General features: G+C 69.5%; 23 protein-coding genes. 8 read left to right on the top strand and 15 right to left on the bottom strand.

Annotation, left to right across the window (positions count from 1 at the left end):
* Positions 1-48: 48 nt before the first annotated feature.
* On the bottom strand, positions 49-834 hold the full coding sequence (locus tag AC1D2E_RS19770; RefSeq protein WP_478198970.1) for an IclR family transcriptional regulator: 786 nt from the start codon (positions 832-834) through the stop codon (positions 49-51).
* A gap of 125 nt (positions 835-959) precedes the next feature.
* On the opposite strand from AC1D2E_RS19770, the gene AC1D2E_RS19765 reads away from it, so the two are divergent.
* From AC1D2E_RS19765 to pcaF, 3 genes are read left to right on the top strand one after another with little or no spacing between them, the layout of a single operon-like run.
* A complete protein-coding gene (locus AC1D2E_RS19765; RefSeq protein WP_478198969.1) occupies positions 960-1661 on the top strand; it encodes a 3-oxoacid CoA-transferase subunit A in 702 nt (233 codons plus the stop codon).
* A 2-nt stretch (positions 1662-1663) separates the two neighbouring features.
* Complete coding sequence (locus tag AC1D2E_RS19760) at positions 1664-2305, top strand: 3-oxoacid CoA-transferase subunit B (protein ID WP_478198968.1); 642 nt, start codon at positions 1664-1666, stop codon at positions 2303-2305.
* A 20-nt stretch (positions 2306-2325) separates the two neighbouring features.
* Complete coding sequence (gene pcaF / locus AC1D2E_RS19755; RefSeq protein WP_478198967.1) at positions 2326-3531, top strand: 3-oxoadipyl-CoA thiolase; 1206 nt, start codon at positions 2326-2328, stop codon at positions 3529-3531.
* Between the two features lie 3 nt (positions 3532-3534).
* Here the strand turns inward: pcaF and lhpI are convergent, their stop codons facing one another.
* On the bottom strand, positions 3535-4476 hold the full coding sequence (gene lhpI / locus AC1D2E_RS19750; RefSeq protein ID WP_478198966.1) for a bifunctional Delta(1)-pyrroline-2-carboxylate/Delta(1)-piperideine-2-carboxylate reductase: 942 nt from the start codon (positions 4474-4476) through the stop codon (positions 3535-3537).
* 63 nt (positions 4477-4539) lie between these two features.
* Between lhpI and AC1D2E_RS19745 the strand changes: the two genes are divergently transcribed.
* Both AC1D2E_RS19745 and AC1D2E_RS19740 read left to right on the top strand, forming a co-directional pair.
* The gene (locus tag AC1D2E_RS19745; RefSeq protein WP_478198965.1) at positions 4540-5298 is read left to right on the top strand and encodes a sulfite exporter TauE/SafE family protein; all 759 of its coding nucleotides are present in this window, start codon (positions 4540-4542) and stop codon (positions 5296-5298) included.
* 115 nt (positions 5299-5413) lie between these two features.
* The gene (locus AC1D2E_RS19740) at positions 5414-5686 is read left to right on the top strand and encodes a hypothetical protein (protein WP_478198964.1); all 273 of its coding nucleotides are present in this window, start codon (positions 5414-5416) and stop codon (positions 5684-5686) included.
* Positions 5687-5771: 85 nt separating this feature from the next.
* On the opposite strand, the gene AC1D2E_RS19735 is transcribed toward AC1D2E_RS19740, so the two are convergent.
* The 10 genes from AC1D2E_RS19735 to AC1D2E_RS19690 are packed head-to-tail and all read right to left on the bottom strand — an operon-like array spanning position 5772 to position 18064.
* On the bottom strand, positions 5772-6254 hold the full coding sequence (locus AC1D2E_RS19735) for a MarR family winged helix-turn-helix transcriptional regulator (protein WP_478198963.1): 483 nt from the start codon (positions 6252-6254) through the stop codon (positions 5772-5774).
* 28 nt (positions 6255-6282) lie between these two features.
* Complete coding sequence (locus AC1D2E_RS19730) at positions 6283-8010, bottom strand: acyl-CoA dehydrogenase family protein (RefSeq protein WP_478198962.1); 1728 nt, start codon at positions 8008-8010, stop codon at positions 6283-6285.
* A 10-nt stretch (positions 8011-8020) separates the two neighbouring features.
* Positions 8021-9748, bottom strand: a complete 1728-nt coding sequence (locus AC1D2E_RS19725) for a tannase/feruloyl esterase family alpha/beta hydrolase (RefSeq protein ID WP_478198961.1) — start codon at positions 9746-9748, stop codon at positions 8021-8023.
* A gap of 12 nt (positions 9749-9760) precedes the next feature.
* Entirely contained in the window at positions 9761-10489 is a 729-nt protein-coding gene (locus tag AC1D2E_RS19720) for an ABC transporter ATP-binding protein (RefSeq protein ID WP_478198960.1), read from the bottom strand.
* Position 10490: 1 nt separating this feature from the next.
* The gene (locus AC1D2E_RS19715; protein ID WP_478198959.1) at positions 10491-12302 is read right to left on the bottom strand and encodes a branched-chain amino acid ABC transporter ATP-binding protein/permease; all 1812 of its coding nucleotides are present in this window, start codon (positions 12300-12302) and stop codon (positions 10491-10493) included.
* A gap of 1 nt (position 12303) precedes the next feature.
* Positions 12304-13344, bottom strand: a complete 1041-nt coding sequence (locus AC1D2E_RS19710; protein WP_478198958.1) for a branched-chain amino acid ABC transporter permease — start codon at positions 13342-13344, stop codon at positions 12304-12306.
* A 39-nt stretch (positions 13345-13383) separates the two neighbouring features.
* Positions 13384-14523, bottom strand: a complete 1140-nt coding sequence (locus AC1D2E_RS19705; protein ID WP_478198957.1) for an ABC transporter substrate-binding protein — start codon at positions 14521-14523, stop codon at positions 13384-13386.
* A gap of 45 nt (positions 14524-14568) precedes the next feature.
* Positions 14569-15333: an SDR family NAD(P)-dependent oxidoreductase gene (locus tag AC1D2E_RS19700; protein ID WP_478198956.1), complete on the bottom strand. Its 765-nt coding sequence runs from the start codon at positions 15331-15333 to the stop codon at positions 14569-14571.
* 27 nt (positions 15334-15360) lie between these two features.
* Positions 15361-17271, bottom strand: a complete 1911-nt coding sequence (locus tag AC1D2E_RS19695) for a feruloyl-CoA synthase (RefSeq protein ID WP_478198955.1) — start codon at positions 17269-17271, stop codon at positions 15361-15363.
* Between the two features lie 19 nt (positions 17272-17290).
* Positions 17291-18064 (bottom strand): crotonase/enoyl-CoA hydratase family protein, encoded by a 774-nt coding sequence (locus AC1D2E_RS19690; protein ID WP_478198954.1) that lies wholly within the window; start codon positions 18062-18064, stop codon positions 17291-17293.
* 106 nt (positions 18065-18170) lie between these two features.
* On the opposite strand from AC1D2E_RS19690, the gene AC1D2E_RS19685 reads away from it, so the two are divergent.
* On the top strand, positions 18171-19037 hold the full coding sequence (locus AC1D2E_RS19685) for an amidohydrolase family protein (RefSeq protein ID WP_478198953.1): 867 nt from the start codon (positions 18171-18173) through the stop codon (positions 19035-19037).
* 302 nt (positions 19038-19339) lie between these two features.
* Here AC1D2E_RS19685 and kefC read toward each other — a convergent pair whose 3' ends face one another.
* Both kefC and kefF read right to left on the bottom strand, forming a co-directional pair.
* Positions 19340-21172: a glutathione-regulated potassium-efflux system protein KefC gene (gene kefC / locus AC1D2E_RS19680; protein ID WP_478198952.1), complete on the bottom strand. Its 1833-nt coding sequence runs from the start codon at positions 21170-21172 to the stop codon at positions 19340-19342.
* Positions 21173-21174: 2 nt separating this feature from the next.
* Positions 21175-21813 carry a glutathione-regulated potassium-efflux system oxidoreductase KefF gene (gene kefF, locus AC1D2E_RS19675; protein ID WP_478198951.1) on the bottom strand — a complete coding sequence of 213 codons (639 nt, stop codon included), beginning with the start codon at positions 21811-21813 and terminating at the stop codon, positions 21175-21177.
* A gap of 68 nt (positions 21814-21881) precedes the next feature.
* Here kefF and AC1D2E_RS19670 point away from each other — a divergent pair, with 68 nt between their 5' ends.
* Together AC1D2E_RS19670 and AC1D2E_RS19665 are read left to right on the top strand one after the other, a co-directional pair.
* A complete protein-coding gene (locus AC1D2E_RS19670) occupies positions 21882-22502 on the top strand; it encodes a ParA family protein (protein WP_478198950.1) in 621 nt (206 codons plus the stop codon).
* Between the two features lie 163 nt (positions 22503-22665).
* Entirely contained in the window at positions 22666-23124 is a 459-nt protein-coding gene (locus tag AC1D2E_RS19665; protein ID WP_478198949.1) for a MaoC family dehydratase, read from the top strand.
* Positions 23125-23247: 123 nt separating this feature from the next.
* On the opposite strand, the gene AC1D2E_RS19660 is transcribed toward AC1D2E_RS19665, so the two are convergent.
* Positions 23248-23709: a tRNA (cytidine(34)-2'-O)-methyltransferase gene (locus AC1D2E_RS19660; protein ID WP_478172269.1), complete on the bottom strand. Its 462-nt coding sequence runs from the start codon at positions 23707-23709 to the stop codon at positions 23248-23250.
* Between the last annotated feature and the right edge of the window lie 140 nt (positions 23710-23849).

The following is a 23849-nucleotide window of genomic DNA, read 5'->3' as shown; positions in this document are numbered from 1 at the left end:
ACGCGATGGGGGAGTCGTCGTGGTGGTGGCAAGGTGATCACCGCCGCTTCACAGCAGCCGTGAAATCTCCCGCGCCGCCGCCAGCAGGGCCGGCAGCATGCTGTCCTGCATCACCCTGGCGCTGGTCCGGTTGGCCTGGCCGCTGATGTTGAGCGCGGCCACGGTACGGCCCGCGCGATCCACGATCGGTGCCGCGATCGAGATCAGCCCTTCCTCCAGCTCCTGGTTGACCAGGCACCAGCCCTGTCGCCGCGCCTGCGCCACTTTGGCCAGCAGGGCGTCGATGTCGGTCACCGTGTGCTTGGTGAAGGCGTCGCGCGCCGAGGCTTCGAGCCGGGCCCGAACTTCCTCTTCGTCGAGGTCGGCCAGCAGCAGCCGGCCCATCGAGGTGCAGAAGGCCGGCAGCCGCGAGCCGACCCCCAGGCTGATGCGCATGATCTTGTGGGTCGGCACCCGCATCACGTAGACGATGTCGGTGGCGTCCAGCACCGCCGCGGAACACGACTCCTGCACCTGCTGCACCAGCGCCTCCATCACCGGCTCGGCGCGGTTCCAGATCGGCATCGACGACAGGTAGGCGAAGCCGAGGTCGAGGATTCGCGGCGTGAGCGCGAAGAGCTTGCCGTCGCTCGCCACGTAGCCCAGCGTCTGCAGCGTGAGCAGGATGCGGCGCGCGCCGGCCCGCGTGAGTCCGGTGGCGGCCGCCACCTCGCTGAGCGTCTGGCGCGGCGCGCCGGCGCTGAAGGAGCGGATCACCTGCAGGCCGCGCGCGAAGGATTGCACGTAGCTGTCGCCGGGTGCCGGCGGGGCGGCTGTTGATTGCTGGGTTGCCATGGGAGGTGGTTTTCTTTAGAATTCATTATACGAACAGTTGTTCGATATACGAACAACTTGGCTGGCGCTCGGGCCCATTCGATCGCCGGCTGTTCGACTTCTCTTCCATCCCGGAGACAGATTCCATGATCGACAAGATCGCGCGCTCGGTCGCCGACGCCCTGACCGGCATCCCCGACGGCGCCACGGTGCTGATCGGCGGCTTCGGCACCGCCGGTATTCCCAATGAGCTGATCGACGGCCTGATCGCGCAGGGCGCCAAGGACCTCACGGTGGTCAACAACAACGCGGGCAACGGCGAGACCGGCCTGGCGGCGCTGCTCAAGGCGGGCCGCGTGCGCAAGATCATCTGCAGCTTTCCGCGCCAAGCCGACAGCCAGGTCTTCGACGGCCTCTATCGCGCCGGCAAGATCGAGCTCGAGCTGGTGCCGCAGGGCAACCTGGCCGAGCGCATCCGTGCGGCCGGCGCCGGCATCGGCGCCTTCTTCTGCCCGACCGGCTACGGCACGCAGCTGGCGGGCGGCCGCGAGACGCGCGAGATCGACGGCAAGCCCTACGTGCTGGAGTACCCGATCCGCGGCGACGTCGCGCTGATCAAGGCCGAGCAGGGCGACCGCTGGGGCAACCTGGTCTACCGCAAGGCGGCGCGCAACTTCGGCCCGGTGATGGCGATGGCCGCGGGTCGCACCATCGCCACGGTGCACGAGATCGTCGAGCTCGGCGCGATGGATCCCGAGCACATCGTCACGCCGGGCATCTTCGTCAACAAGATCGTCAAGATCGAGCGCGTCGCCACCGAGGCCGGCGGCTTCAGAAAGGCCGCATGACCATGACCTACCAACGTCGCACCAAGGACCAGCTCGCCGCCCGGGTCGCCCAGGACATCTTCGACGGCGCCGTCGTCAACCTCGGCATCGGCCAGCCGACACTGGTCGCGAACCACCTGCCGGCCGGCCGCGAGGTCATCCTGCACAGCGAGAACGGCATCCTCGGCATGGGGCCGGCACCGGCCGCCGGCCACGAGGACTTCGACCTGATCAACGCCGGCAAGCAGCCGGTCACGCTGCTGCCCGGCGGTGCCTTCTTCCACCATGCCGACAGCTTCGCGATGATGCGCGGCGGCCACCTCGACATCTGCGTGCTGGGCGCCTTCCAGGTCTCGGCCACCGGCGACCTCGCCAACTGGAGCACCGGCGAAGAGGGCGCGATTCCGGCGGTCGGGGGGGCCATGGACCTCGCCATCGGCGCCCGCCAGACCTGGGTCATGATGGACCTGCTGACCAAGAAGGGCGAGAGCAAGATCGTCGCGCAGTGCAGCTATCCGCTGACCGGCCTCGGCTGCGTGAAGCGGGTCTACTCCGACCTTGCTACGCTCGAATGCACGCCCGCGGGCCTGAAGCTGGTCGACAAGGTCGATGGCCTCGGCCACGCGGAACTCGAAGAACTGGTCGGCCTGCCGATCGCCCTCTGAACCCACTGGGGAGACACACCATGAGTCAACAAGCCTTCATCTGCGACGCGATTCGCACCCCCTTCGGCCGCTACGGCGGCGCCCTTTCCAGCGTGCGCACCGACGACCTCGGCGCGGTGCCGCTCAAGGCGCTGATGGCGCGCAACAAGAAGGTCGACTGGCAGGCGGTCGGCGACGTGCTCTATGGCTGCGCCAACCAGGCCGGCGAGGACAACCGCAACGTCGCACGCATGGCGGCACTGCTGGCCGGGCTGCCGATCGAGGTCGGCGGCGGCACCATCAACCGCCTGTGCGGTTCGGGCCTCGATGCGGTCGGCACCGCGGCACGCGCGATCAAGGCCGGCGAGGCCGGCCTGATGATCGCCGGCGGCGTCGAGAGCATGAGCCGCGCGCCCTTCGTGATGCCCAAGGCCGAAAGCGCCTTCAGCCGCAACAACGCGGTCTACGACACCACCATCGGCTGGCGCTTCGTCAACAAGCTCATGAAGGCGCAGTACGGCGTCGACTCGATGCCCGAGACCGCCGAGAACGTCGCCACCGACTACAAGATCGAGCGCGAGGCGCAGGACAAGATGGCGCTGGCTTCGCAGCAGCGCGCCGTGGCGGCGCAGAAGTCGGGCTTCTTCGATGCCGAGATCGTGCCGGTGAGCGTGGCCCAGAAGAAGGGCGACCCGGTCATCGTCGGCAAGGACGAGCATCCGCGCGAGACCAGTCTGGAGGCGCTGGCCAAGCTCAAGGGCGTGGTGCGTCCCGACGGCAGCGTGACCGCCGGCAATGCCAGCGGCGTCAACGACGGCGCGGTGGCGCTGCTGCTGGCCGACGAGGCCAGCGCGGCGAAGCACGGCCTGACGCCGCGCGCCCGCGTGGTCGGCATGGCGACCGCCGGCGTGGCGCCGCGCATCATGGGCATCGGTCCGGCACCGGCGACCCAGAAGGTGCTGCAGCTCACCGGCCTGAAGCTAGACCAGATCGACGTCATCGAGCTCAACGAGGCCTTCGCCGCGCAGGGCCTGGCCGTGCTGCGCCTGCTCGGCCTCAAGGACGACGACGCGAGAGTCAACATCAACGGCGGCGCGATCGCGCTGGGCCACCCGCTGGGCGCCAGCGGCGCGCGGCTCGCCACCACTGCCATCAACCAGCTGCACAAGCAGGGCGGGCGCTATGCGCTGTGCACCATGTGCATCGGCGTCGGCCAGGGCATCGCGCTGATCCTCGAGCGCGTCTGAAGCTCAAGTCCGTGCTTGCGCGCCACGCCACACGCGCACGGCGGCTGCGAGGTCCTCGAGCGCGCTGCCGACGGCCTTGAAGACCGTGCGCTCGCCGGCGCAGCGGCGACCCTGCCGCTCCTGCCTGCAGAGCTGCGCCAAGGTGCCCTGGATCGTCTCCAGCGACACGGCGCCGGACGCGATGGCGTCGATCAGGTCGCCGGCCTTGGTCGGCGCCTCGTCGGTATCGACGTACACGCGGGCGCCGGCGAAGCAGGCCGCATCGGCCTCTTTCATCGCCGGCGTGAAGCTGCCGATCAGGTCCAGGTGCGAGCCCGGCGCCAGCCACTCGCCGCGGACCAGCGGCGCAGTCGCGAGCGTTGCGCAGCAGACGATGTCGGCCTCGCGCACCGCGGCGTCGAGCGCCTCGACCGGCTCGGCGTTCCAGCCGGCCCGGCGCCATGCCTCGGCCAGCGCGCGGGCGCCCTCGGGCCGATGGTTCCAGACCCTGACTTCGCCGATCGGCCGCACGCTCGCATGGGCTGCGGGCAGCAGGCGCGCCACCCGCCCGGTGCCCAGCACCAGCAGCCTGGTGGCGTCCTCGCGGGCGAGAAAGGCAGCGCCCAGCGCGGAAGCGGCGGCGGTCCGGTGGGCCGTGATCTCGTTGCCGTCGAGCAGCGCCAGCGGCACGCCGGTGTGGGCGTCGTAGAGCACATAGGTCGCATGCAGTCCGGGCAGCCCGCGCGCGCTGTTGCCCGGAAAGATATTGATCGTCTTGATGCCGAGGAAGCCGGCCTCGCTCCAGGCCGGCATGATCAGCACGGTGCCCTGGTCGGCGCCGGCCGAGACTGCATGGACGTGGCGCGGCGGCACCGTCGCCGCGCTCGCGAAAGCCTCGCGAAGGGCCGGGACGAGGGTGTCGAAGCCGAGCTGGCTGCGGGTCTGGTCGGCGTCGAGGATCTTCATGGTGGTCGTTCCGGTGTTGCGAGGACAATGTAGCGCTCGCGCACCCGCATTTCTGCTCTCGTCTTGAATCTTCCCCTCGTCACCGATCCGCATTTCTATGCGGTCGCCGTTCCGGCCGTGCTGTTGCTCGGGGTCAGCAAGAGCGGCTTCGGCGCCAGCTTCGGCTCCCTCGCGGTCCCTTTCATGGCGCTGGTGGTCACGGTGCCGCAGGCGGCCGCCCTCCTGATGCCGGTGCTGCTGCTGATGGACCTGCTGGGCCTGGCGGCCTTCCGCCGCGACTTCGACCCTCGGCTCCTGCGCTTCCTGATTCCGTGCGGCCTGCTGGGCACGCTGATCGGGGCCGTCCTCTTCAAGGCGCTGCCGGCGCACACGGTGGCGGGCATCGTCGGCGTCTTCACGCTGCTGTTCCTGGCCCAGCGACTGCTGTTCCCGCCGCGCCCGGACGATCCGATGCCATCGAAGCTGGGCGGCGCGGTGCTGACCACCCTCAGCGGCTTCACCAGCTTCATCGCGCATGCCGGAGGGCCGCCGGTTAATGCCTACGTGATTCCGCTGCGGCTCACGCCGGTGGCCTACACGGCGACGATGGCCTATTTCTTCTTCGTCGTGAATCTGAGCAAATGGGTGCCCTATGCCTGGCTGGGGCTGCTGGACTGGCGCAACATGGCGACCTCTCTGCTGCTGCTGCCGATCGCGCCCGTGGGCGTCTGGGTGGGCATTCGCATCGCGCGCCGCATCGATCCGGTCTGGTTCTATCGCTTCGTCTACCTCGGCATGCTGCTGACCGGGCTGAAGCTCAGCTGGGACGGTTTCATGGCCTGAGAGGCCCCCACGCTCCTCACTGCGTGTGTCGCTGCCCCCCGAGGGGGCGCAGGCCGCCTTGGGAGCGGCCCGGCGCCGGCCTGAGAGCCGAAGTCGCTGCGGCCGAGAGCATGTAATGCAAAGCTCTACGATTGCCGCGGCCGCGCGCGATGGGCAGAATTTCGGCATGACCACCGAGCCGTCGACCTCGCCCGCCACCCTGCAGGACCAGGAGCTCCAGAGCCTGGCGACCGAATGGCGCGTGCGCGCGATGCGGGGCGACCAGCTTGCCCACCGCATGGCGCAGGCACTCGAGGCCGAGCAGCGCCGCCGCATCCGCGATTCGGGCCTGCAGATCCTGGCGCCCGCCGCTTCGCGCGCGCCGGCGCCCTGGTGGAAGTTCTGGTGATGCGCCGCTTCGGCGGCATCGGTACCGGCTCCCGATTTCCGCTCGCTGGCGCGCCTCGGGGTGCCCGCCAGGGCCGGCGCAGCTGCTACTGGTAGACCTTCTGCAGCAGGCGGATCAGCGTCTCGCGCTCGCGCGGCGTGAGTCGGGCGCTGCAGTCCATCTCCAGCTCCATGACGGTTTGCTCGGCCTCTCGCACCAGCTGTTCGCCGGCGGGCGTCAGGTAGAGGCCGATGGCGCGGCCGTCGTGGGGATGCGGGCGCCGCTCGATCAGGCCGCGGCCGTCCATCGCGGCGATCAGGCTCACCAGGTTCGGCGGCAGGATGTCGAGCGTGGAGCAAAGCTGGCGCGAGGTCGCTCCGGGGTTGTGCGCCAGCAGCGACAGCACCGAGAAATCGACCTGCTTGAGCCCGTAGGCCGCCATCCGCTCGGCGAACACCTGGCTGACGATCAGCCAGGCGCGGCGCGCGTTGTAGCCGACGAAGGTTTCAAGCACCCGGGTGTCGAGATGATCGCTGCGCGCCGCTGCTGCGCTGGCAGTCGAGGTGGTTTTCTTTCGAGGAAGGGCCATGGGCGCAAGCGTAACCGCCCGGCGTTGCTCAGGCCATGGGTTGACGCGTGCCGACGGCTTCGCAGGCCCGCTTGACGATGCCGAGCCGCAGCTCGAACTCGGGCAGCACCCAACGGCGGAAGGCCGCCTCGGGCGCGCTCCAGCGTGCCTCCGGCCCGGCTGCGCGTCCGATCCGCGCCCAGGCCCAGGCCAGCAGCGCGATCATCACCACCCGCAGGTAGTCGTCGGCCACCTCGTAAGGCAGCGCCGGATCGGCCGTCGCAGCCATCGCGAGCGTGGTCGTGAGGTAGCGCAGCTGCGCCAGCCGGCGCTGCACGTCGGCATCGATCTCGCGCCCTGCGTCGAGTTCGTCGCGCAGTTCGATCAGGAGTGCCGACATGCCGGTGCCGCCGTCGGCCAGCACCTTGCGCACCAGCAGATCGATCGCCTGGATCTCGTTGGTGCCCTCGTAGATCATCGTGACGCGCGAATCGCGCACCACCTGTTCGATGCCCCACTCGCGCACGTAGCCGTGGCCGCCGAAGACCTGCAGGCAGTCGCTGGCGCCGTGGAAGGCCTGCTGCGTGCAGGCGGCCTTGAGCACCGGCGTGACCAGTGCGCACCAGCGCTGCGCGCGCTCGCGCGATTTCGCATCGTCGTCGTGGCGTGCCACGTCGAGCTGGATCGCCGTGCGGTAGGCGATCAGCCGCGCGCCGTCGATCCAGGCCCGCTGGGTGTCGAGGATGCGGCGGATCGCCGGATGCTCGGCCACCAGGTCGGCAGCCTCGGCCCCGCGGCTGGCCGGCGCCGGGCCCGGGGCACGCATCTGGCGGCGCTCGTGCGCATAGGCGTCGGCCTTCTGCCAGGCGGCATCGAGCAGGCCGATGCCCTGCAGCGCCACATGCAGGCGGGCCGCGTTCATCATCACGAACATCGCCGCCAGCCCGCGGTTCGGCTCGCCGATCAGCCAGCCGGTGGCGTCGTCGAAGCGCATCACGCAGGTCGAGCTGCCGTGCAGGCCCATCTTCTCCTCGATGCGCTCGCAGTGCACCGCGTTGCGCGCGCCGTCGGGCAGCACTTTCGGCACCAGCACCAGCGACAGGCCCTTGGGGCCGGCCGGCGCGTCGGGCATCCGGCACAGCACCAGGTGCACGATGTTGTCGCTCAGGTCGTGCTCGCCGCCCGAGATGAAGATCTTGCCGCCGGCGACGCGGAAGCTGCCGTCGGCCTGCGCCACGGCGCGGGTGCGCACCTGGCCCAGGTCGCTGCCGGCCTGGGCTTCGGTCAGGCACATCGTGGCCAGCCATTCGCCGGTGGCGATCTTCGACAGGTAGCGTTGTTTGAGATCCTCGCTGCCGTGGTGCTTGAGGCACTCGTAGGCGCCGTGCAGCAGGCCCGGCGCCATCGTGAGCCCGTGGTTGGCGGCGCTGAGCCATTCGAAGAGCACCGCCTCGAGCACGGCGGGCAGGCCCTGGCCGCCGTCCTCGGGCGCCGCCGAGAGCGACGGCCAGCCGCCGTCGACGAGGGCCCGGTAGGCCTCGCGGAAGCCCGGCGGCGTGACGACTTCGCCGTCGGCGAAGCGGCAGCCGATCTCGTCGCCTGCCCGATTCAACGGAGCGATCACTTCGGCGACGAACTTGCCGGCCTCGTCGAGCACCTGGGACTGCAGTGCCTCGTCGACCTCGGCGAAGGGGGGCAGGGCGCGCAGGCGCGGCGTGGCGCCGAGCACCGTGTTCAACACGAAGCGGACGTCGTCGGGGCGGGGCTGGTAGTTCATCGAAGGAAATTCAAGGTGCGCGGCAGGCGAAGCTGGCGGCGCTTTCGGTATCGCCACCGGTGTAGACCGCGACTTTCGGAGAGGGGCACAGCGGGCGCGTGCGCCGTGCCGACCAGTTGGCCGGCACTTCGGCGTTGACGCTCGCTGCGCCCGGGCCGCGCGCGCTGGCGACCACGGACTCCGGCGCCTGGCCCTGCTCGACCCAAGCCACCAGCGCGCTCAGCATGTCGAATTGGTCGGTGGCAGGGCCTCCCGCGCAATGGTTCATGCCCGGCACCGGGAAGTAGCGCGCGAAGCGCGAGGCGTCGCCGCCGTTCGCATCTTGCAGGCGCTCGTACCAGGCGGCCGTGTCGTCGGACGAGAACACCGGATCGCTGGTGCCGTGGTAGACGATCAGCTTGGCGCCGCGATCGCGCAGCGCGGCCAGTTTCGTCGCGTCGGGCGGCGCCATGAAGGCCATCGCCGAATCGCGGTAGACGCCATCGGTGGCGTCGATCAGCGGCGCGTCCCGGTCGATGTCGAAGCCGAGCGCGAAAGCGAGGCCGCCGGGCCGGCCGGCCAGCGGAGGCGATGTGAAGATGAAGCCCACGGCGCCGGGGTCGCGGGTCTGCGAGCTGCCGAACTTCCATTCGCGCCAGTTGCTGCCGCCGATCCCGGCGTCATACGGGAAGCTGCTGTAGATCGGCTTGCCCGCGCTGTTGCGTGCGCCGGCGAAGACGTTGGCGAGCGCGGTCTTCTGCGGCGCCGTCAGGCATTGGCCGTCGCGGGCGCCGGTGCACGTCGGCACGTCGCGCTGCAGGTCGAAGCGGGCCTTGCAGGCTTTGACGTCGGACACGATGCCGTCGGTGAGGCCGTCGAGCGCATCGCAGCGAGCGAGCACGCGATCGGACACCCGCTTGAGCTCGGCCGGCGTGAAGGCGCTCTGGAGCTCGGGCAGGCCTGCAGGCGTGGTTGCACTTGCGACCTTCGCGTACTGCTGTGCGCCGTAGAGCTGCGCCACGGCGGCGCGCGGCAGGTTGTAGCCGGGGTTGCCCGCCAGGATGCCGTCGTACTGGCCGGGCGAGCGCGCCGCGGCCACCATCGCATGCCGGCCGCCGTTCGAGCAGCCGCCGAAGTACGACCTGTCGGGGCCGCGGCCGTAGGCTTTGGCGATCAGGTTCTTGGCCATCGGCGTGAGCTGCGCGACCGCGTTGTAGCCGTAGTCGAGACGGGCCTGCGGATCGATGCCGAAAGTGGGACCGAGCGAGCCGGCATGGCCGGCATCCGAACTGATGACAGCGAAGCCCATCTGCAAGGCGCTGGTCACCGGTGCACCGCCGCCGATGCCGCCGACGGCCGGTACGACCACGCCGTCGAGGCCGCCATTGGCCTGGTAGAAGAAGCGGCCGTTCCATTCCACGGGAAGCCGCATCTCGAAGCCGATCGCATAGGCCTTGCCGTCGACCGGGCTGACGCGCTCGTTCATGCGACCCTGGACCAGGCAGTGGGCCGGTGCCGGCATGCTGGCATTGCCGATCGTGACCGGGCCCGCGGGCACCGACACAACATTGGCATACACCGTGCCCGACTGCGCCGCCTTCGCGGCCAGGTCGTTGCACGACAGCAGCGCGCCGGGTCGGGCTGGAGCGAGTTGCGGCGTCGACCCACCCGTGCGGCCCGCGCCGGCACAGGCCGCGAGCAGGGCGGCGGCAGCCAGCGCCACGGCGCCGAGCGAGAAATCCCTTGCGTTCATCTTCATGTCGTCTTCCGCTCAGGCCCGGGCCGCGCCCAGGTAGGTATCGATCACCCGCGAATCGCCCGCAAGCTGCTTTGCCTCGCCCTCGGCGCTGACGCTGCCCATCTCGAGCACGTAGCCGTGGTCGGCGACTTCGAGCGCCGCGCGTGCGTTCTGCTCGACCAGCAGGATGGTCACGCCGGTGGCGCGCAGCGCGCTCACGGTGCGGAAGATCTCCTGCACCACCAGCGGTGCGAGCCCCAGGCTCGGCTCGTCGAGCATCAGCAGCGTCGGCCGCGACATCAGCGCCCGGCCGACGGCCAGCATCTGGCGCTCGCCGCCCGACAGCGTGCCGGCCAGTTGCAGCCGGCGCTCCTTGAGGCGGGGGAAGAGGGCATAGACCTGCTCGATCTGGTCGCGCCAATCGCGATTGCGCAGCCGCACCTGCCGGAACGCGCCGAGCACCAGGTTGTCTTCCACCGGCATGGTGGCGAACAGCTCGCGCTTCTCGGGCACCAGGGCGATGCCGAGCATCACGCGCTCCTCGAGCGACAGGTCGCCGATCGGCCGGCCGCGGAATTCGATCGTTCCCTTGGCGGGCAGCACGCCCATCAGCGCGTTGAGCAGGGTCGACTTGCCGGCCCCGTTCGGGCCGATCACGGTCACGACGCTGCCCTCGCCCGCTTGCAGGTCGATGCCGTGCAGCACCTCGGCGCGGCCGTAGCCGGCACGCAGGTCGTGGATACGCAAAAGCGGTGTGCTCATGTCAATGTTCCGTTCCCAGATAGGCGGCGCGCACCTTCGGGCTCTGCTGCACTTCGGCCGGCGTGCCTTCCATCAGGTGGGTGCCGAATTCCATCACCACGATGTGGTCGCAGATGTCCATCACCAGCCCCATGTCGTGCTCGACCAGCAAGATGCTCATGCCCGAGGCGCGCAGGCTGCGCAGCACGTCGGCGAGGGCCTGCTTCTCCTTGTGGCGCAGGCCGGCGGCCGGCTCGTCGAGCAGCAGCAGGGCCGGGTCGGCGCACAGGGCGCGCGCGATCTCCAGCAGGCGCTGCTGGCCCATCGCCAGGTTGCCGGCGAGCTCGTGCATCCACTCGCCCATGCCGACACGCTGCAGCTGGCGCTCGGCCTCCCGCAGCAGCTCTCGCTCCTCGACGCGGTCGATGTGCAGCATCGCGGCCAGCGCACCCTTGCGCCCGCGCAGGTGGGCGCCCAGGGCGACGTTCTCGAGCACCGTCATGTCGGGCACCATCTTGACGTGCTGGAAGGTCCGCGAGACGCCGCGCTGGGCGATGGCGCGCGAGGACAGCCCGCCGATCGCCTCGCCGCGGAAGCGCACCTGGCCGCTGGTCAGGCCCAGCACCCCGGTCACGAGATTGAAGGTGGTCGACTTGCCCGCGCCGTTGGGGCCGATCAGGCCGACCACCTGGCCGGCGCGGGTCTGGAAACTGATGTCGTTCACCGCCACCAGGCCGCCGAAGGTCTTGCGGATCGCCTGCACGTCGAGCACCACCTCGCCGGCGGCCGGCTTGGCGCGCGCCGGCAGGTCCGGCGCATCGCGCCAGTCGACGGCGCGTTGCGGCCGCGGCAGCCGCCGGTCGATGAAATCCCACAGGCCGTCGGGCAGGTACTTGAGCACCAGCACGATCAGGATGCCGAAGACGATCAGCTCGTAGCTGCCGCTGGTGCCGATCAGCTTGGGCAGCAGCACCTGCAGCTGGTCCTCGAGGAGCTTGACGATGCCGGCACCGGCGATCGCGCCCCAGACGTGGGCCACGCCGCCGAGCACCGCCATGAACAGGTACTCGATGCCCATCTTGAGGCCGAAGGGCGAGGGGTTCACGGTGCGCTGGAAGTGCGCGAAGAGCCAGCCCGACAGCGAGGCGAGCAGCGCGGCCAGCACGAAGATGCCGACCTTGAAGCGCAGCGTGTTCACGCCCATCGCCTCGGCCATCTGCGAACCGCCCGCGAGCGAACGGATGGCGCGGCCGCTGCGCGAATCGAGCAGCCGGATCACCGCGAAGCAGGCGAGCAGCGCGAAGGTCCAGACCACCGCATAGAAGACCCGCTGCTGGCCGACTTCGAGGCCGAACAGGTTCAGTCCCTTGACGCCCAGGATGCCGTCGTACTTGCCCAGCGCCTCGAGGTTGCCCATCAGGTAGTAGAGCGACAGTGCCCAGGCGATGGTGGCCAGCGGCAGGTAGTGGCCCGACATGCGCAGCGTGATGCCGCCGATGATGGCGGCGCTGAGGCCGGTCAGCGCCAGCCCGATGAACAGGGTGAGCCAGGGCGAAAGGCCGAAGTTCACGCTCAGGTAGGCCGTGGTGTAGGCGCCGATGCCGACGAACGCGGCCTGGCCGAAGGAGGTCAGCCCGCCGACGCCGGTGAGCAGCACGAGGCCCAGCACCGGCAGCGTGTAGATGCCGATGTAGTTGAGCTGGATGATCCAGAAGTCGGGCAGCGGCAGCAGCGGCAGGGCGGCGAGCACGGCGACCAGCGCGAGCGGGCTCCAGCTGCGCAGCCGGCTCTTCGCGGGCCGCGCGGCCATCGGAGTGTTCAAGGTGGCGTCCATGTCAATGCTCCTCGTCCGAATGGCCGCTGGCGAGCGAGCGCCACAGCAGCACCGGCAGGATGATCGTGAACACGATCACCTCCTTGAACGAGCTGGCCCAGAACGAACCGAAGGACTCGATCAGTCCGACCGCGAGGGCGCCGAACAGCGCTGCGGGATAGCTCGCCAGGCCGCCGATGACGCCGGCGACGAAGCCCTTGAGGCCGATCAGGAAGCCGGAGTCGTAGAAGATCGTGGTGGTCGGGCCGATCAGCAGGCCCGACAGCGCGCCGATCAGCGCCGCCATCGCGAAGGTGCGCTGCCCGGCCGCCTGGGTCGAGATGCCCATCAGCCGCGCGCCGAGGCGGTTGACCGCCGTGGCGCGCAGCGCCTTGCCGTACAGCGTGCGCTCGAAATAGAGCCACAACGCGACGATCAGCGCCGCCGAGGCGACGAAGATGATCAGCGTCTGGCCGTTGATGTTGAGCGGTCCGAGCGCGAAGCGGTCGTCCCAGAACGACGGGTTGCGAAAGCCCTCGGCGCCGAAGAACAGCAGGCCCAGCCCGGTCATCGCGAAGTGCACGCCGACCGAGACGATCAGCAGCACCAGCGAGCTGGCACCGGCGAGCGACTGGTAGGCCACGCGATAGACCAGCGGGCCGTAGGCCGTGACGATGCACAGGGTCAGCAGCGCCTGCACCATCAGCGGCAGGTGGCGCGGCGCGGCCCAGGCGGAGATGGCGCAGACCACGGCCGGCACGACGAAGGTGCGTGCCGCGGCCATCAGCGCGGGTGCCGCGCGGCCGCGATGGCGCCAGGTGGTCGCCAGCTCCATCAGGGCCGCGACGCCCGCGAGGATCAGCAGCAGCCAGACCGTGCCGGGGACCTGGCCGGTCTGGAAGATCGCCAGCGTGAGGGCCCCATAGGCGACGAACTCGCCCTGGGGAATGAAGATGACGCGGGTGACCGTGAACACGAGCACGATGCCCATGCCCAGCAGTGCATAGATCGCCCCGTTCGTGAGTCCGTCCAGCGTCAGGATGCTGGCGATAGAGAGTTCCATGAGGGCTTCGCGGCGCGCGTTCTCCGTTTTCGGGGCGAGTTACTGCTCTTCGACCTTGAACTGGCCGTTGACGACCTTCAGCATCACGCCGGTCTCGTTGGTGTAGCCCCAGTGGTTCTGCGGCGTCCACTCGAGCACGCCGTGCGCGAGCACCGTGCGGCCCATGGTCTCCATCGCGTCGCGCAGCGCCGCCCGGAACTCGGGGGTGCCGGGCTTGCCCTTCTTGAGCGCGATCGGCACCGCCTTCTCGAGCACGGTGAGCGCATCGGCGCCGTGGCCGGCGAACTGGTTGCGCGAGCCGGGGCCGTAGGTCTTCTCGTACTGCTGCACGAACGCCACCGCGGCCTTCTTCGACGGGTGGGTCTCGGGAAGTTGCTCGGCGACCGTGGCCGGGCCCGAGACGACGAAGGTGCCTTCGGCGTCCTTGCCGGCGGTGCGCATCAGGTCTTGCGTGGCGGCGGCGTGCGTCTGGTAGACCTTGCCCTTGAAGCCGCGCTCCATCACGGCCTTCTGCGGCATGCCCGCGCCGCTGCCGGAGGCGACGATCAGGAGGGCGTCGGGGTTGGCCGAGGTCAGCTTGAGCACCTGGGCGGTGACGCTGGTGTCGGCCCGGCCGAAGCGCTCGGTGGCGACGATCTTCATGCCGTTCTTCTCGGCCTCGGCGGTGAGCGCCTTGAGCCACAGTTCGCCGTAGGCGTCGGTGTAGCCCAGGAAGCCGATGGTCTTGACCTTCTGCGCCTTCATGTGCTGGACCACGGCATAGGCCATGACGTCGTTCGATTGCGGCAGCCGGAAGGTCCATTTGTCCTTGCCGGGCGGCAGGCCGGCCGGCGAGGCGGCGAGCTGCACCGTGCCCGATTCCGCCGCCACGTCGGCCATCGGGATCGCGACCGGGGTCGCCGCCGAGCCGATGATGACGTCGACCTTGTCCTCGGTCACCAGGCGCTGGGTGTCCTTGACGCCGGTGGTCGGGTCGGTGGCGTCGTCCAGCACCACGACCTTGAGGTTTTCGCCCGCGATGCTCTTCGGCCACAGCGCGATCTGGTTCTTGACCGGGATGCCGAGGCCGGAAGCCGGCCCGGTGAGCGGCAGCACCACGCCGACGGTGAGGTCGGCATGGGCGGTGCCGAAGAGGCCGAGCGCCAGAGCGGCGGCGAGCAGGGTTGATTTGGTCTTCATGGGATTTGTCTCCAGGTGGGGCGAACGGGAACAGGGGCGGTGGGCTCAGCGCGGGGCCATTCGCAAGGCGCCGTCGAGGCGGATCACCTCGCCGTTGAGGTGGCCGTTGGTGACGATGTGGCAGGCCAGCGCGGCGAACTCCGAGGGATCGCCGAGGCGCGGCGGGAACGGGATCGAGGCCGCCAGCGATTGCTGGATCGGCTCGGGCAGCGTCTTCAGCAGCGGCGTCGCGAACAGGCCCGGCGCGATGGTGCAGACGCGGATGCCGTGCTGCGCGAGGTCGCGCGCCATCGGCAGCGTCATGCCCACCAGGCCGCCCTTCGAGGCGCTGTAGGCCTGCTGGCCGACCTGGCCGTCGAAGGCCGCGACCGAGGCGGTGAACATCATCACGCCGCGCTCGCCGCCGTCCAGTGGTGCCAGTGCGGCGCAGCGCGCGGCATAGAGGCGGCTGATGTTGTAGGCGCCGACCAGGTTGACGTTGACCACGCGCACGAAGTCCTCGAGCGGCGCTGCGCTGCCGTCCTTGCCGACGATCCGCTTGGCGCTGCCGATGCCGGCAACGTTCATCAGGATGCGGGCCGGGCCGTGCGCGGCTTCGGCCTTGTCGAGCGCGGCGGCGACGCTGTCGGTGTTGGTGATGTCGCAGATGCAGGCGACGCCGCCGATCTCGGCCGCCACCTTCTCGGCCAGCTGCGAATTGACGTCGAGCACCGCGACCTTGGCGCCGAGGCGCGCGAGTTCGCGCGCGGTGGCTTCGCCGAGGCCGGATGCGCCGCCGGTCACGAGTGCGGCTTGTCCCTGGATGTTCATGGCATGTCTCCTTGTGGTCTGTCGGGTCTATCGGGGCTTGAGGGTGAAGGGCAGCGTCCCGGCATGCAGGGCTTCGACCAGCGCGGCGCGGTGCTTGAGCACGGCGCGCTGGTTGATCGAGCCCTTGTCGGTCACTTCGCCCTTGTCGATCGACGGCGCCTCGGACACCAGGTGGGCCCGCGCGATGCGGTTGGCGCTGCCGGTGCTGGCGGCCGAGAGGGTGTCGAGCAACTGCTGGAGCCAGGCCTGCACCGGGGCGCTTTCGACCACCTGCTGCAGCGGCGCATCGGCGGCCAGGCCGGCCAGCGTGCGGATTGCCGGGGTCGGGAAGATCAGCGCGCCGACTTCCTTCAGGTTGATGCCGGTCAGCACCGCGTCCTGCACGTGCGGCGCGCCGGCGGTGATGATCTTCGCGCGCAGCGGGCCGACGCTCACGAAAGTGCCGGTGGCGAGCTTGAAGTCTTCGGCGATGCGGCCGTCGAAGCGCAGGCCGCGGTGGATGTCCTCCTCGTCGATCCATTTGACGGCGTCGCCGGTGCACAGGAAGCCCTCTTCGTCGAAGGCCTCGCGCGTCGCTTCGGGGGCGCGCCAGTAGCCCGGCGTGATGTTCGGGCCGCGATAGCGCACTTCGACCTTGCCGTCGACCTCGATCAGCTTGAGCGTCATGCCCGGCGTCGGCACGCCGACGTCGCCGGCGCGCACGTCGGGGCTGTTGATGAACATCGCCGACGGGCCCGACTCGGTCATGCCGAGGCCGGTCGCCATCACGATGCGCTCGCCGATCTCCGCTTCCTGGATCTGGTGCAGCAGGTCCCACACCGGCTGCGCGAGCGCCGCGCCGGAATAGAAGAACATGCGCACCCGCGACAGCAGGGTCTTGCGCAGCTGGGCGTCGGTCTGCATGGCGTGCGCGATCGCCTCGAAGCCGGTCGGCACGTTGAAGTAGACGGTGGGCGCGATCTCGCGCAGGTTGCGCAGGGTTTCCGCCATGCCGGCCGGCGTCGGCTTGCCGTCGTCGATGTAGAGCGTGCCGCCGTGGTAGATCGTGATGCCGACGTTGTGGTTGCTGCCGAAGGTGTGGTTCCACGGCAGCCAGTCGACCAGCACCGGGGGCTCCTCGGCCAGCGAGGGCATCGACTGCGCGATCTGCACCTGGTTGGCGCACCACATCCGCTGCGTGTTGATGACCGCCTTGGGCATCTTGGTCGAGCCCGAGGTGAACAGGAACTTGGTGATCGTGTCCGGCCCCGTGGCCCGCATGGCGGCGTCGACCGCATGCGTGGCGGGCGTGGCGAGCAGGCTGTCGAAGGCGGTGATCGCGCGGCCCGCGAGATCGGGCGAGGGTGTTCCCTTGTCCTCCGTGCCGCCGTGGCCGCGATGGAGCACGACCTCCACGTCGGCCGGCACGACCGCGGCGATGGCGCGGCCGAAGCGCGCGGCGTCGCTCGCGAACACCAGGCCGGGCGTGAGCGTTTCGACGATGTGGCGCAGCTTCTCGTAGTCCTGGCTGACGATCGAGTAGGCCGGCGACGCCGGGCAGTAAGGAATACCGGCGTAGATGCAGGCGAGTGCCAGCTTCGCGTGCTCCAGGCTGTTCTCGCTCAGGATCATGACCGGCCGTTCGGCGTCGAGGCCGCGATTCAGCAGGGCTTGCCCGATGCGACGCGCGTCCTGCAGCGCCTGGGCATAGCTCAGGTGCTTCCATTCGCCGGTGCTGCCGTCGGCCAGTTGCTCGCGCCGCGCCATGAAGCTGCGGTCGGGCGCCGCCTCGGCCCAGTGCATCAGGCGGTCGGTGATGCGCTCGGCATAGTCCTTGAGGGGCTCGGCGGCTTCGATGTAGCGCACGCCCGCCGCGCCTTCGCGCACGACGACGCGGCGCACGCCGAAGGTCACGGGACGGTAGCGCGGCGTGAGGGCCGTGGGGCGATGGGCTTGCATGGGATCCTTGGGTTCTGTCTCAGTTCTTCTGCACCTTGGCGGCCTTGCCCTCGAGGAAGGCGCGCACGCGTTCCTTGGCCTCGGGCGCGCTCTGCGCGATGCCGGCCATCAGCGCCTCGGTGAAGAAGCCATGGTCGGCCGGCTGCTCGGCGATGCGCGGCAGCGCGTGCATCAGCGCGTAGTTGGTCAGCGGGGCATTGGTCGCGACCCGCCTGGCCAGTTCGAGGGCCTTGTCGAAGGCGCTGCCCTCGGCCACCAGGTACTGCGCGAAGCCGGCGCGTTCGCCGTCCTCGGCGTTGTAGACCCGGCCGGTCATCATCATGTCGGTCATGCGGGCGGCGCCGATCAGCTTCGGGATGCGCACCGAGCCGCCGCCGCCGACGAAGATGCCGCGCGAGCCCTCGGGCAGCGCATAGAAGGTCGTGCTGTCGGCCACCCGGATATGGCAGGCGCTGGCCAGCTCGAGCCCGCCGCCGACCACCGCGCCGTGCAGCGCCGCGATCACCGGCACCGGGCCGTATTGCACGAGGTCGAGCGCCGCGTGCCACATGCGCGAATGCTGCAGCCCCTGTCCGGCGTCGCGCTCCTGGAGCTCCGACAGGTCGAGGCCGGCGCAGAAGTGCGGGCCCTCGCCGTCGATCACCGCGGCACGCACCGAGGAGGGCAGTTTTTCGAAGGCGTCGCGCAGCGCCAGGATCAGCGCGTCGGACAGCGCATTGCGCTTGGCGCCCCGGGTGAGGCGAATGACGGCGATGTCGTCCTGGAGTTCGAGGTGGAGGTCGGGGTGGGTCATGATTGCATTCCGGAGTACGATCGATTATGGTTATGAAAGATAACCAATTCAAGCCGCATGATGGTGTGCGGCCCTAGGACTTACCCTAACCGTTTGGAGACAGGCCATGGATCATCGGAACCTCATCGCGATCGACACCCACACGCACGCCGAGGTGAGCTGCTGGAACCCCTTCGACAACTACGGCGAGGCGTACGACCGCGCCGCCGACAAGTACTTCAAGTCGGGCCGTCGCCCGACCATCCAGGAAAGCATCGACTACTACCGCGAGCGCAAGATCGGCCTGGTGATGTTCATGGTCGATGCCGAGTCGAACATGGGCCGGCGCCGGATTCCCAACGAGGAAATCGCCGAGGCTGCGCAGAAGAACTCCGACATCATGATCGCCTTCGCCAGCATCGATCCGCACAAGGGCAAGATGGGCGCGCGGGAGGCCCGCCGGCTGATCGAAGAACACGGCGTCAAGGGTTTCAAGTTCCATCCCACGGTGCAGGGCTACCACCCCTACGACAAGATGGCCTGGCCGATCTACGAGGTGATCGCCGAGCATGGCCTGCCGGCCGTGTTCCATACCGGCCACAGCGGCATCGGCTCGGGCATGCGCTGCGGCGGCGGCCTGCGGCTCGAGTACAGCAACCCGATGCATTTGGACGACGTCGCGATCGACTTCCCCGACATGCAGATCGTCATGGCGCACCCGAGCTTCCCCTGGCAGGACGAGGCGCTCAGCGTCGCGACCCACAAGCCCAATGTCTGGATCGACCTCTCCGGCTGGAGCCCGAAGTATTTCCCGAAGCAACTGGTGCAGTACGCCAACACCCTGCTGAAAGACCGCGTGCTGTTCGCCAGCGACTACCCGCTGATCACGCCCGACCGCTGGCTCAAGGACTTCGAGGACGCCGGCTTCAAGCCCGAGGTGATGCCGGGGATCCTCAAGGGCAATGCGGTGCGGCTGCTCAAACTCGATCAGTAAGGCGCGGGCGGACTCAGGCCGGCGCCGGGCCGCCCGCGCGGCGAAGTCAGCGCTTCGCGCTGACGGGCGGCCTGCTGACTCCCCCTCGGGGGGCAGCGAGTACACGAAGTGACGGAGCGTGGGGGCTCAGTCAGGCCGGCGCCGGGCCGCCCCAAGGCGGCCTGCGGCCCCCTCGGGGGGCAGCGACCCACACGCAGTGGGGGAGCGTGGGGGCTCAGTCAGGCCGGCGCCGGGCCGCCCCAAGGCGGCCTGCGGCCCCCTCGGGGGGCAGCGACCCACACGCAGTGGGGGAGCGTGGGGGCTCAATCCTCCCGGTCCCAGGCGCCGCCGTTGCGCTGGCGCCGTTCCTCGCGCTCGCGCGCCATCTGCTCCTGGAACTGCTGGCGGCCTTTCTTCGCCACCGCGATCAGCTTGGCGCGGTCGCCCTTGTAGTGCGGGTAGGTCTCGTACATCAGCTCGATGTTGCGGCGCCGGAAGCGCATCGCATCCTCGCGCGCCTCGTGCGCCGGCCAGCCGATCGCCTCGAGCACCGAGCGGGCGCTGCGCAGCGAGGATTCGAACATCTCCCGCTCGACGAATTCCACCTTGCGGTCGAGCAGCTGGTAGAGGTGGTTGACGTTGCGCGCCCGCACGACCAGCTTGGCCTGCGTGAAGTGCTTCTGCGCCAGGTCGACGATCTGCAGCGATTGCTCCATGTCGTCGACCGCGATCACCAGCACCTCGGCGCTGCCGGCGCCTGCGGTGCGCAGCAGGTCCAGCCGCGTCGCGTCGCCGTAGAAGACCGGGATGCCGAATTCGCGCAGCGCCTCGATGGTGTCCGGGTCGTGGTCCAGCACCGTGATCTTCACGCCCTGAGCGCTCAGCATCCGGCCGATGATCTGGCCGTAGCGCCCGAAGCCGCAGATCACCACCTTGGCGTCCTGCTGCTCGGAGATCTCTTCCATCGTGGTCGGCTTGTGGGCGCTGTAGCGTGGCAGCACCCACCTGTCGATCGCCACCAGCAGCAGCGGCGAGACCAGCATCGACAGCGCCACCGCGGCGATCAGGAAGGAGGCCACGGCGTGCGGCAGCACGTCGGGCCCGGCGGCCTGGAAGACCACGAAGGCGAATTCGCCGCCCTGCGCCAGCAGCAGCGTGAACACCGGCCGCTGCTGATAGGGCACCTGCATGGCCTTGGCCAGCGCGTAGATGACGACGAACTTGACCGCCAGGAAGGACATCACCACCAGCGCCATGAGCGCGGGGTGCTCGATCAGCACGCCGAAATCGATGCTCATGCCGACCGCGATGAAGAACAGGCCCAGCAGCAAGCCCTTGAAGGGCTCGATGTCGGTCTCGAGCTCGCGCCGGTATTCGCTCTCCGCCAGCAGCACGCCGGCGAGGAAGGCACCGAGCGCCATCGAGAGGCCGATGAACTGCATCAGCGCGGCGATCGCGACCACCAGCAGCAGCGAGGTGGCGGTGAAGATCTCGGGCGTGTTGCTGCGCGCGATCCAGCGCAGCAGCGGCCGCAGGGCCAGCCGGCCGCCGACCACGATGGCGGCCACCACGCCGACGATCTTCAGGCCCTCGAGCGTGCGGTCCCATCCGCTCAAGTCCGGCCCGGAGTCGGGGCCGACCGCCAGCAGCGGCAGCAGCGCCAGGATCGGAATCGCCGCGACGTCCTGGAACAGCAGGATCGAGAAGCCGGCCTGGCCGCTCGGCGTCAGCAGCAGGTTGCGCTCGGCGAACACCTGCAGCGCGATCGCGGTCGACGACAGCGCCAGCCCGAGCGCCGCCACCAGCGACACGCGCCAGTCGGCGCCCGCCGCGCAGCCGACCGCGAATAGCACCGCGGCGCAGCCCAGCACCTGGGCCGAGCCCCAGCCGAAGATCGGCCGCCGCAGGCTCCAGAGCCGCTTGGGCTCGAGCTCGAGGCCGACCAGGAATAGCATCAGCACGACGCCGAACTCGGCGAAATGCAGGATGTCCTCGACGTTGGTGACCAGGCCCAGGCCCCAGGGCCCGATGGCGATGCCGGCCACCAGATAGCCGATGATCGCGCCCAGCCCGAGCGCCTTCGACAGCGGCACCACGAGCACAGCGGCGCCCAGATAGATCAGCGAATTGACCAGCCAGACTGGTGCGTGTTCCATGCTCAGGCTTCCTCGTGGCTGGTCGGCCGGTCGGTCTCGGGCACCGGGCAGCTGATGCAGGCGTTCAGTTCCTCGAGCTCGGGCCAGTCGGGGTAGCTCTGGAGCCGCTCCGTGAAGACCTCGACGTGGGCGCTCAGCTCGGCCGTCGTGGCGCTGCGAGCGCCGTGGAACAGGAGTGGCGGCAGGAAGCGCATGCCGCACAGCGCCGCCGTCTGCTCGTAGGGCGGCAGGAAGGCGTCGAAGAAATAGCGGTTGTAGCTTTGCGGGTGGTAGCTGCCCTCGGGTCCGCCGGTGGTCGCCACCAGCCAGCAGTCCTTGCCTTCCAGCGCCCGGCCGCCGGTGCCGTAGGCCCAGCCGTAGTCGAGCACTTCGTCGATCCAGAGCTTCTGCAGTGCCGGCATCGAATACCACTGGATCGGATGCAGCAGCACCAGCAGGTCGGCGCGGGCCAGGCGGGCCTGCTCGGCCCGGACGTCGATCGCGTAGTCGGGGTAGGTGTCGTAGAGGTCGTTGACGTCGACGCCCGGCGTGGCCTGCGCGGCTTTCAGCAGCCGGAGGTTGACGCGCGATTCGCGCCAATGCGGATGAGCGGCAATCACGTAGATGCGCGACGAACTGTTGTTGTTGGGTGGGCTCGACATGGCGCGAACATTAGCGCACTCCGCAGGCGGCTACCATGACGCTCTTGTTCAGCCTGTCGGAGTCTTGAATGCCGGTAGTCGTGGTCGCCAATCCCAAGGGCGGCGTCGGAAAATCCACGCTCGCCACCCACATCGCGGGTTATTACGCCAGCCGCGGCTATCCGGTGCTGCTGGGCGACATCGATCGCCAGCAGTCGTCGCGGCTCTGGCTCGGGCTGCGGCCGCCGCAGGCGCGAACCATCCTCAGCTGGGAGGCGACCGAGGACGGCAGCGTGGTGAAGCCGCCACGCGGCACCACCCATGCGGTCATCGACACCCCGGCCGGGCTGCACGGATCGCGGCTCAAGGAGGCGCTGGCATTGGCCGACATGGTGCTGGTGCCCCTGCAGCCGAGCATCTTCGATATCTACGCGACCCGCGATTTCCTCGACAAGCTGCTCGCCAACCGCCATGCCGGCAAGACCCGGATCGGGCTGGTGGGCATGCGCGTGGACGCCCGCACGCTGGCCGCGGACCGACTGCACGAGTTCGTCTCCGGCCTCGAAGTGCCGGTGCTCGGCGAATTGCGCGACACGCAGATCTACGTCCAGTTGGCGGCCCGCGGGCTGACGCTGTTCGACATTGCGCCCGGGCGCGTACAGCGCGACCTCGACCAATGGCAGCCGATCATCCATTGGCTGGAAGCCTGAGAGGCCCCCACGCTCGTCACTTCGTGTACTCGCTGCCCCCCGAGGGGGCGCAGACCGCCTTGGGGCGGCCCGGCGCCGGTCTGAGCCTGAGCCCGTGTTTACCCCGAGCCGCGATGTCCCGGCGTGGACAGGAGCGGTGCCGGGGCGCCGCTAAAGTGAGGCGATGAAAAAGACCTTCCAGACCCTTCAGGATCTTGCCGCGTGCGTCGGCCAGGAAGTCGCTGTGAGCGACTGGATCACCATCACCCAGGCGCAGGTCGACCAGTTCGCCGAGGCGACCGGCGATCATCAATGGATCCATGTGGACGTCGAGCGCGCCAAGGCCGGGCCCTTCGGCGGCCCGATCGCCCATGGCTTCCTGACCCTGTCGCTGCTGCCGCGCTTGTATGAAGCGGCCTTCGAGGTCGCCGAATCGCGCATGGGCGTCAACTACGGCCTGAACCGCGTGCGTTTCATGGCGCCGGTGCCGGTCGGCGGCCGGGTCCGTGGCCGCATGAAGCTGCTGAGCTCGGAGCCGATCGCCAACGACGGGCTGCAGATGACCTGGGAAACGACCATCGAGCTCGAAGGATCCCCCAAGCCCGCCTGCGTTGCCGAATCCGTCGTCCGCCGGTATAAGTAGCTCGCCCCCAGGTTGGGCTCACTTCGTGTAGCCCGCCCACCCCCTACCGGGGGCAACACCAGCGGCCTGGCAAAGCCAGTTCCGCGGTGTTTCACGAAGGGGGACCGGGCTGCGCCGGTCTCGCTAGCCGAAGCTGTTTTGGCGCCAGGCCTCGAACACCGTCACCGCCACCGCGTTCGACAGGTTCAGGCTGCGCTGGCCCTCGCGCATCGGCAGCCGCAGCCGCTGCGGCGCGGCGAAGCGCTCGCGCAGTTCGGGCGCCAGTCCGCGCGTCTCCGAACCGAACACCAGCCAGTCGCCGGGGCGGAAGGCCACGTCGTGCACCCGCCGGGTGCCGCGCGTGGTCAGGGCGAACATCCGGTCGGCCGGCGGCTTTTGGCTATCGAGCAGTGCCTGCCAATTGGCGTGGCGCAAGAGCGTGGCGTACTCGTGGTAGTCCAGCCCGGCGCGGCGCAGCAGGCGGTCATCCATCGAGAATCCCAGCGGTTCGACCAGGTGCAGGGTGCAACCCGTGTTGGCGGCCAGCCGGATCACGTTGCCGGTGTTGGGCGGGATCTCGGGCTCGACCAGGACGATATGGAACATGCCGCGATTGTCGGTCGCGCGTCCGGCCCTCAGGCCGGCGCCGGGCCGCCCCAAGGCGGCCTGCGGCCCCCTCGGGGGGCAGCGACCCACACGCAGTGGGGGAGCGTGGGGGCCAGGCCGGCGCCGGGCCGCCCCAAGGC

The organism is Variovorax sp. P1_H2, assembly GCF_056405295.1.
The sequence above is the reverse complement of the archived record's forward strand: the minus strand, read 5'-3'. Positions and strand labels throughout refer to the sequence as shown.

Excerpts from the sequence above, each read along its gene's own strand:
- AC1D2E_RS19770 (WP_478198970.1), bottom strand. The coding sequence starts at position 834 with ATGGCAACCCAGCAATCAACAGCCGCCCCGCCGGCACCCGGCGACAGC.
- AC1D2E_RS19765 (WP_478198969.1), top strand. The coding sequence starts at position 960 with ATGATCGACAAGATCGCGCGCTCGGTCGCCGACGCCCTGACCGGCATC.
- AC1D2E_RS19760 (WP_478198968.1), top strand. The coding sequence starts at position 1,664 with ATGACCTACCAACGTCGCACCAAGGACCAGCTCGCCGCCCGGGTCGCC.
- pcaF (WP_478198967.1), top strand. The coding sequence starts at position 2,326 with ATGAGTCAACAAGCCTTCATCTGCGACGCGATTCGCACCCCCTTCGGC.
- lhpI (WP_478198966.1), bottom strand. The coding sequence starts at position 4,476 with ATGAAGATCCTCGACGCCGACCAGACCCGCAGCCAGCTCGGCTTCGAC.
- AC1D2E_RS19740 (WP_478198964.1), top strand. The coding sequence starts at position 5,414 with ATGCAAAGCTCTACGATTGCCGCGGCCGCGCGCGATGGGCAGAATTTC.
- AC1D2E_RS19735 (WP_478198963.1), bottom strand. The coding sequence starts at position 6,254 with ATGGCCCTTCCTCGAAAGAAAACCACCTCGACTGCCAGCGCAGCAGCG.
- AC1D2E_RS19730 (WP_478198962.1), bottom strand. The coding sequence starts at position 8,010 with ATGAACTACCAGCCCCGCCCCGACGACGTCCGCTTCGTGTTGAACACG.
- AC1D2E_RS19725 (WP_478198961.1), bottom strand. The coding sequence starts at position 9,748 with ATGAAGATGAACGCAAGGGATTTCTCGCTCGGCGCCGTGGCGCTGGCT.
- AC1D2E_RS19720 (WP_478198960.1), bottom strand. The coding sequence starts at position 10,489 with ATGAGCACACCGCTTTTGCGTATCCACGACCTGCGTGCCGGCTACGGC.
- AC1D2E_RS19715 (WP_478198959.1), bottom strand. The coding sequence starts at position 12,302 with ATGGACGCCACCTTGAACACTCCGATGGCCGCGCGGCCCGCGAAGAGC.
- AC1D2E_RS19710 (WP_478198958.1), bottom strand. The coding sequence starts at position 13,344 with ATGGAACTCTCTATCGCCAGCATCCTGACGCTGGACGGACTCACGAAC.
- AC1D2E_RS19705 (WP_478198957.1), bottom strand. The coding sequence starts at position 14,523 with ATGAAGACCAAATCAACCCTGCTCGCCGCCGCTCTGGCGCTCGGCCTC.
- AC1D2E_RS19700 (WP_478198956.1), bottom strand. The coding sequence starts at position 15,333 with ATGAACATCCAGGGACAAGCCGCACTCGTGACCGGCGGCGCATCCGGC.
- AC1D2E_RS19695 (WP_478198955.1), bottom strand. The coding sequence starts at position 17,271 with ATGCAAGCCCATCGCCCCACGGCCCTCACGCCGCGCTACCGTCCCGTG.
- AC1D2E_RS19690 (WP_478198954.1), bottom strand. The coding sequence starts at position 18,064 with ATGACCCACCCCGACCTCCACCTCGAACTCCAGGACGACATCGCCGTC.
- AC1D2E_RS19685 (WP_478198953.1), top strand. The coding sequence starts at position 18,171 with ATGGATCATCGGAACCTCATCGCGATCGACACCCACACGCACGCCGAG.
- kefC (WP_478198952.1), bottom strand. The coding sequence starts at position 21,172 with ATGGAACACGCACCAGTCTGGCTGGTCAATTCGCTGATCTATCTGGGC.
- kefF (WP_478198951.1), bottom strand. The coding sequence starts at position 21,813 with ATGTCGAGCCCACCCAACAACAACAGTTCGTCGCGCATCTACGTGATT.
- AC1D2E_RS19670 (WP_478198950.1), top strand. The coding sequence starts at position 21,882 with ATGCCGGTAGTCGTGGTCGCCAATCCCAAGGGCGGCGTCGGAAAATCC.
- AC1D2E_RS19665 (WP_478198949.1), top strand. The coding sequence starts at position 22,666 with ATGAAAAAGACCTTCCAGACCCTTCAGGATCTTGCCGCGTGCGTCGGC.
- AC1D2E_RS19660 (WP_478172269.1), bottom strand. The coding sequence starts at position 23,709 with ATGTTCCATATCGTCCTGGTCGAGCCCGAGATCCCGCCCAACACCGGC.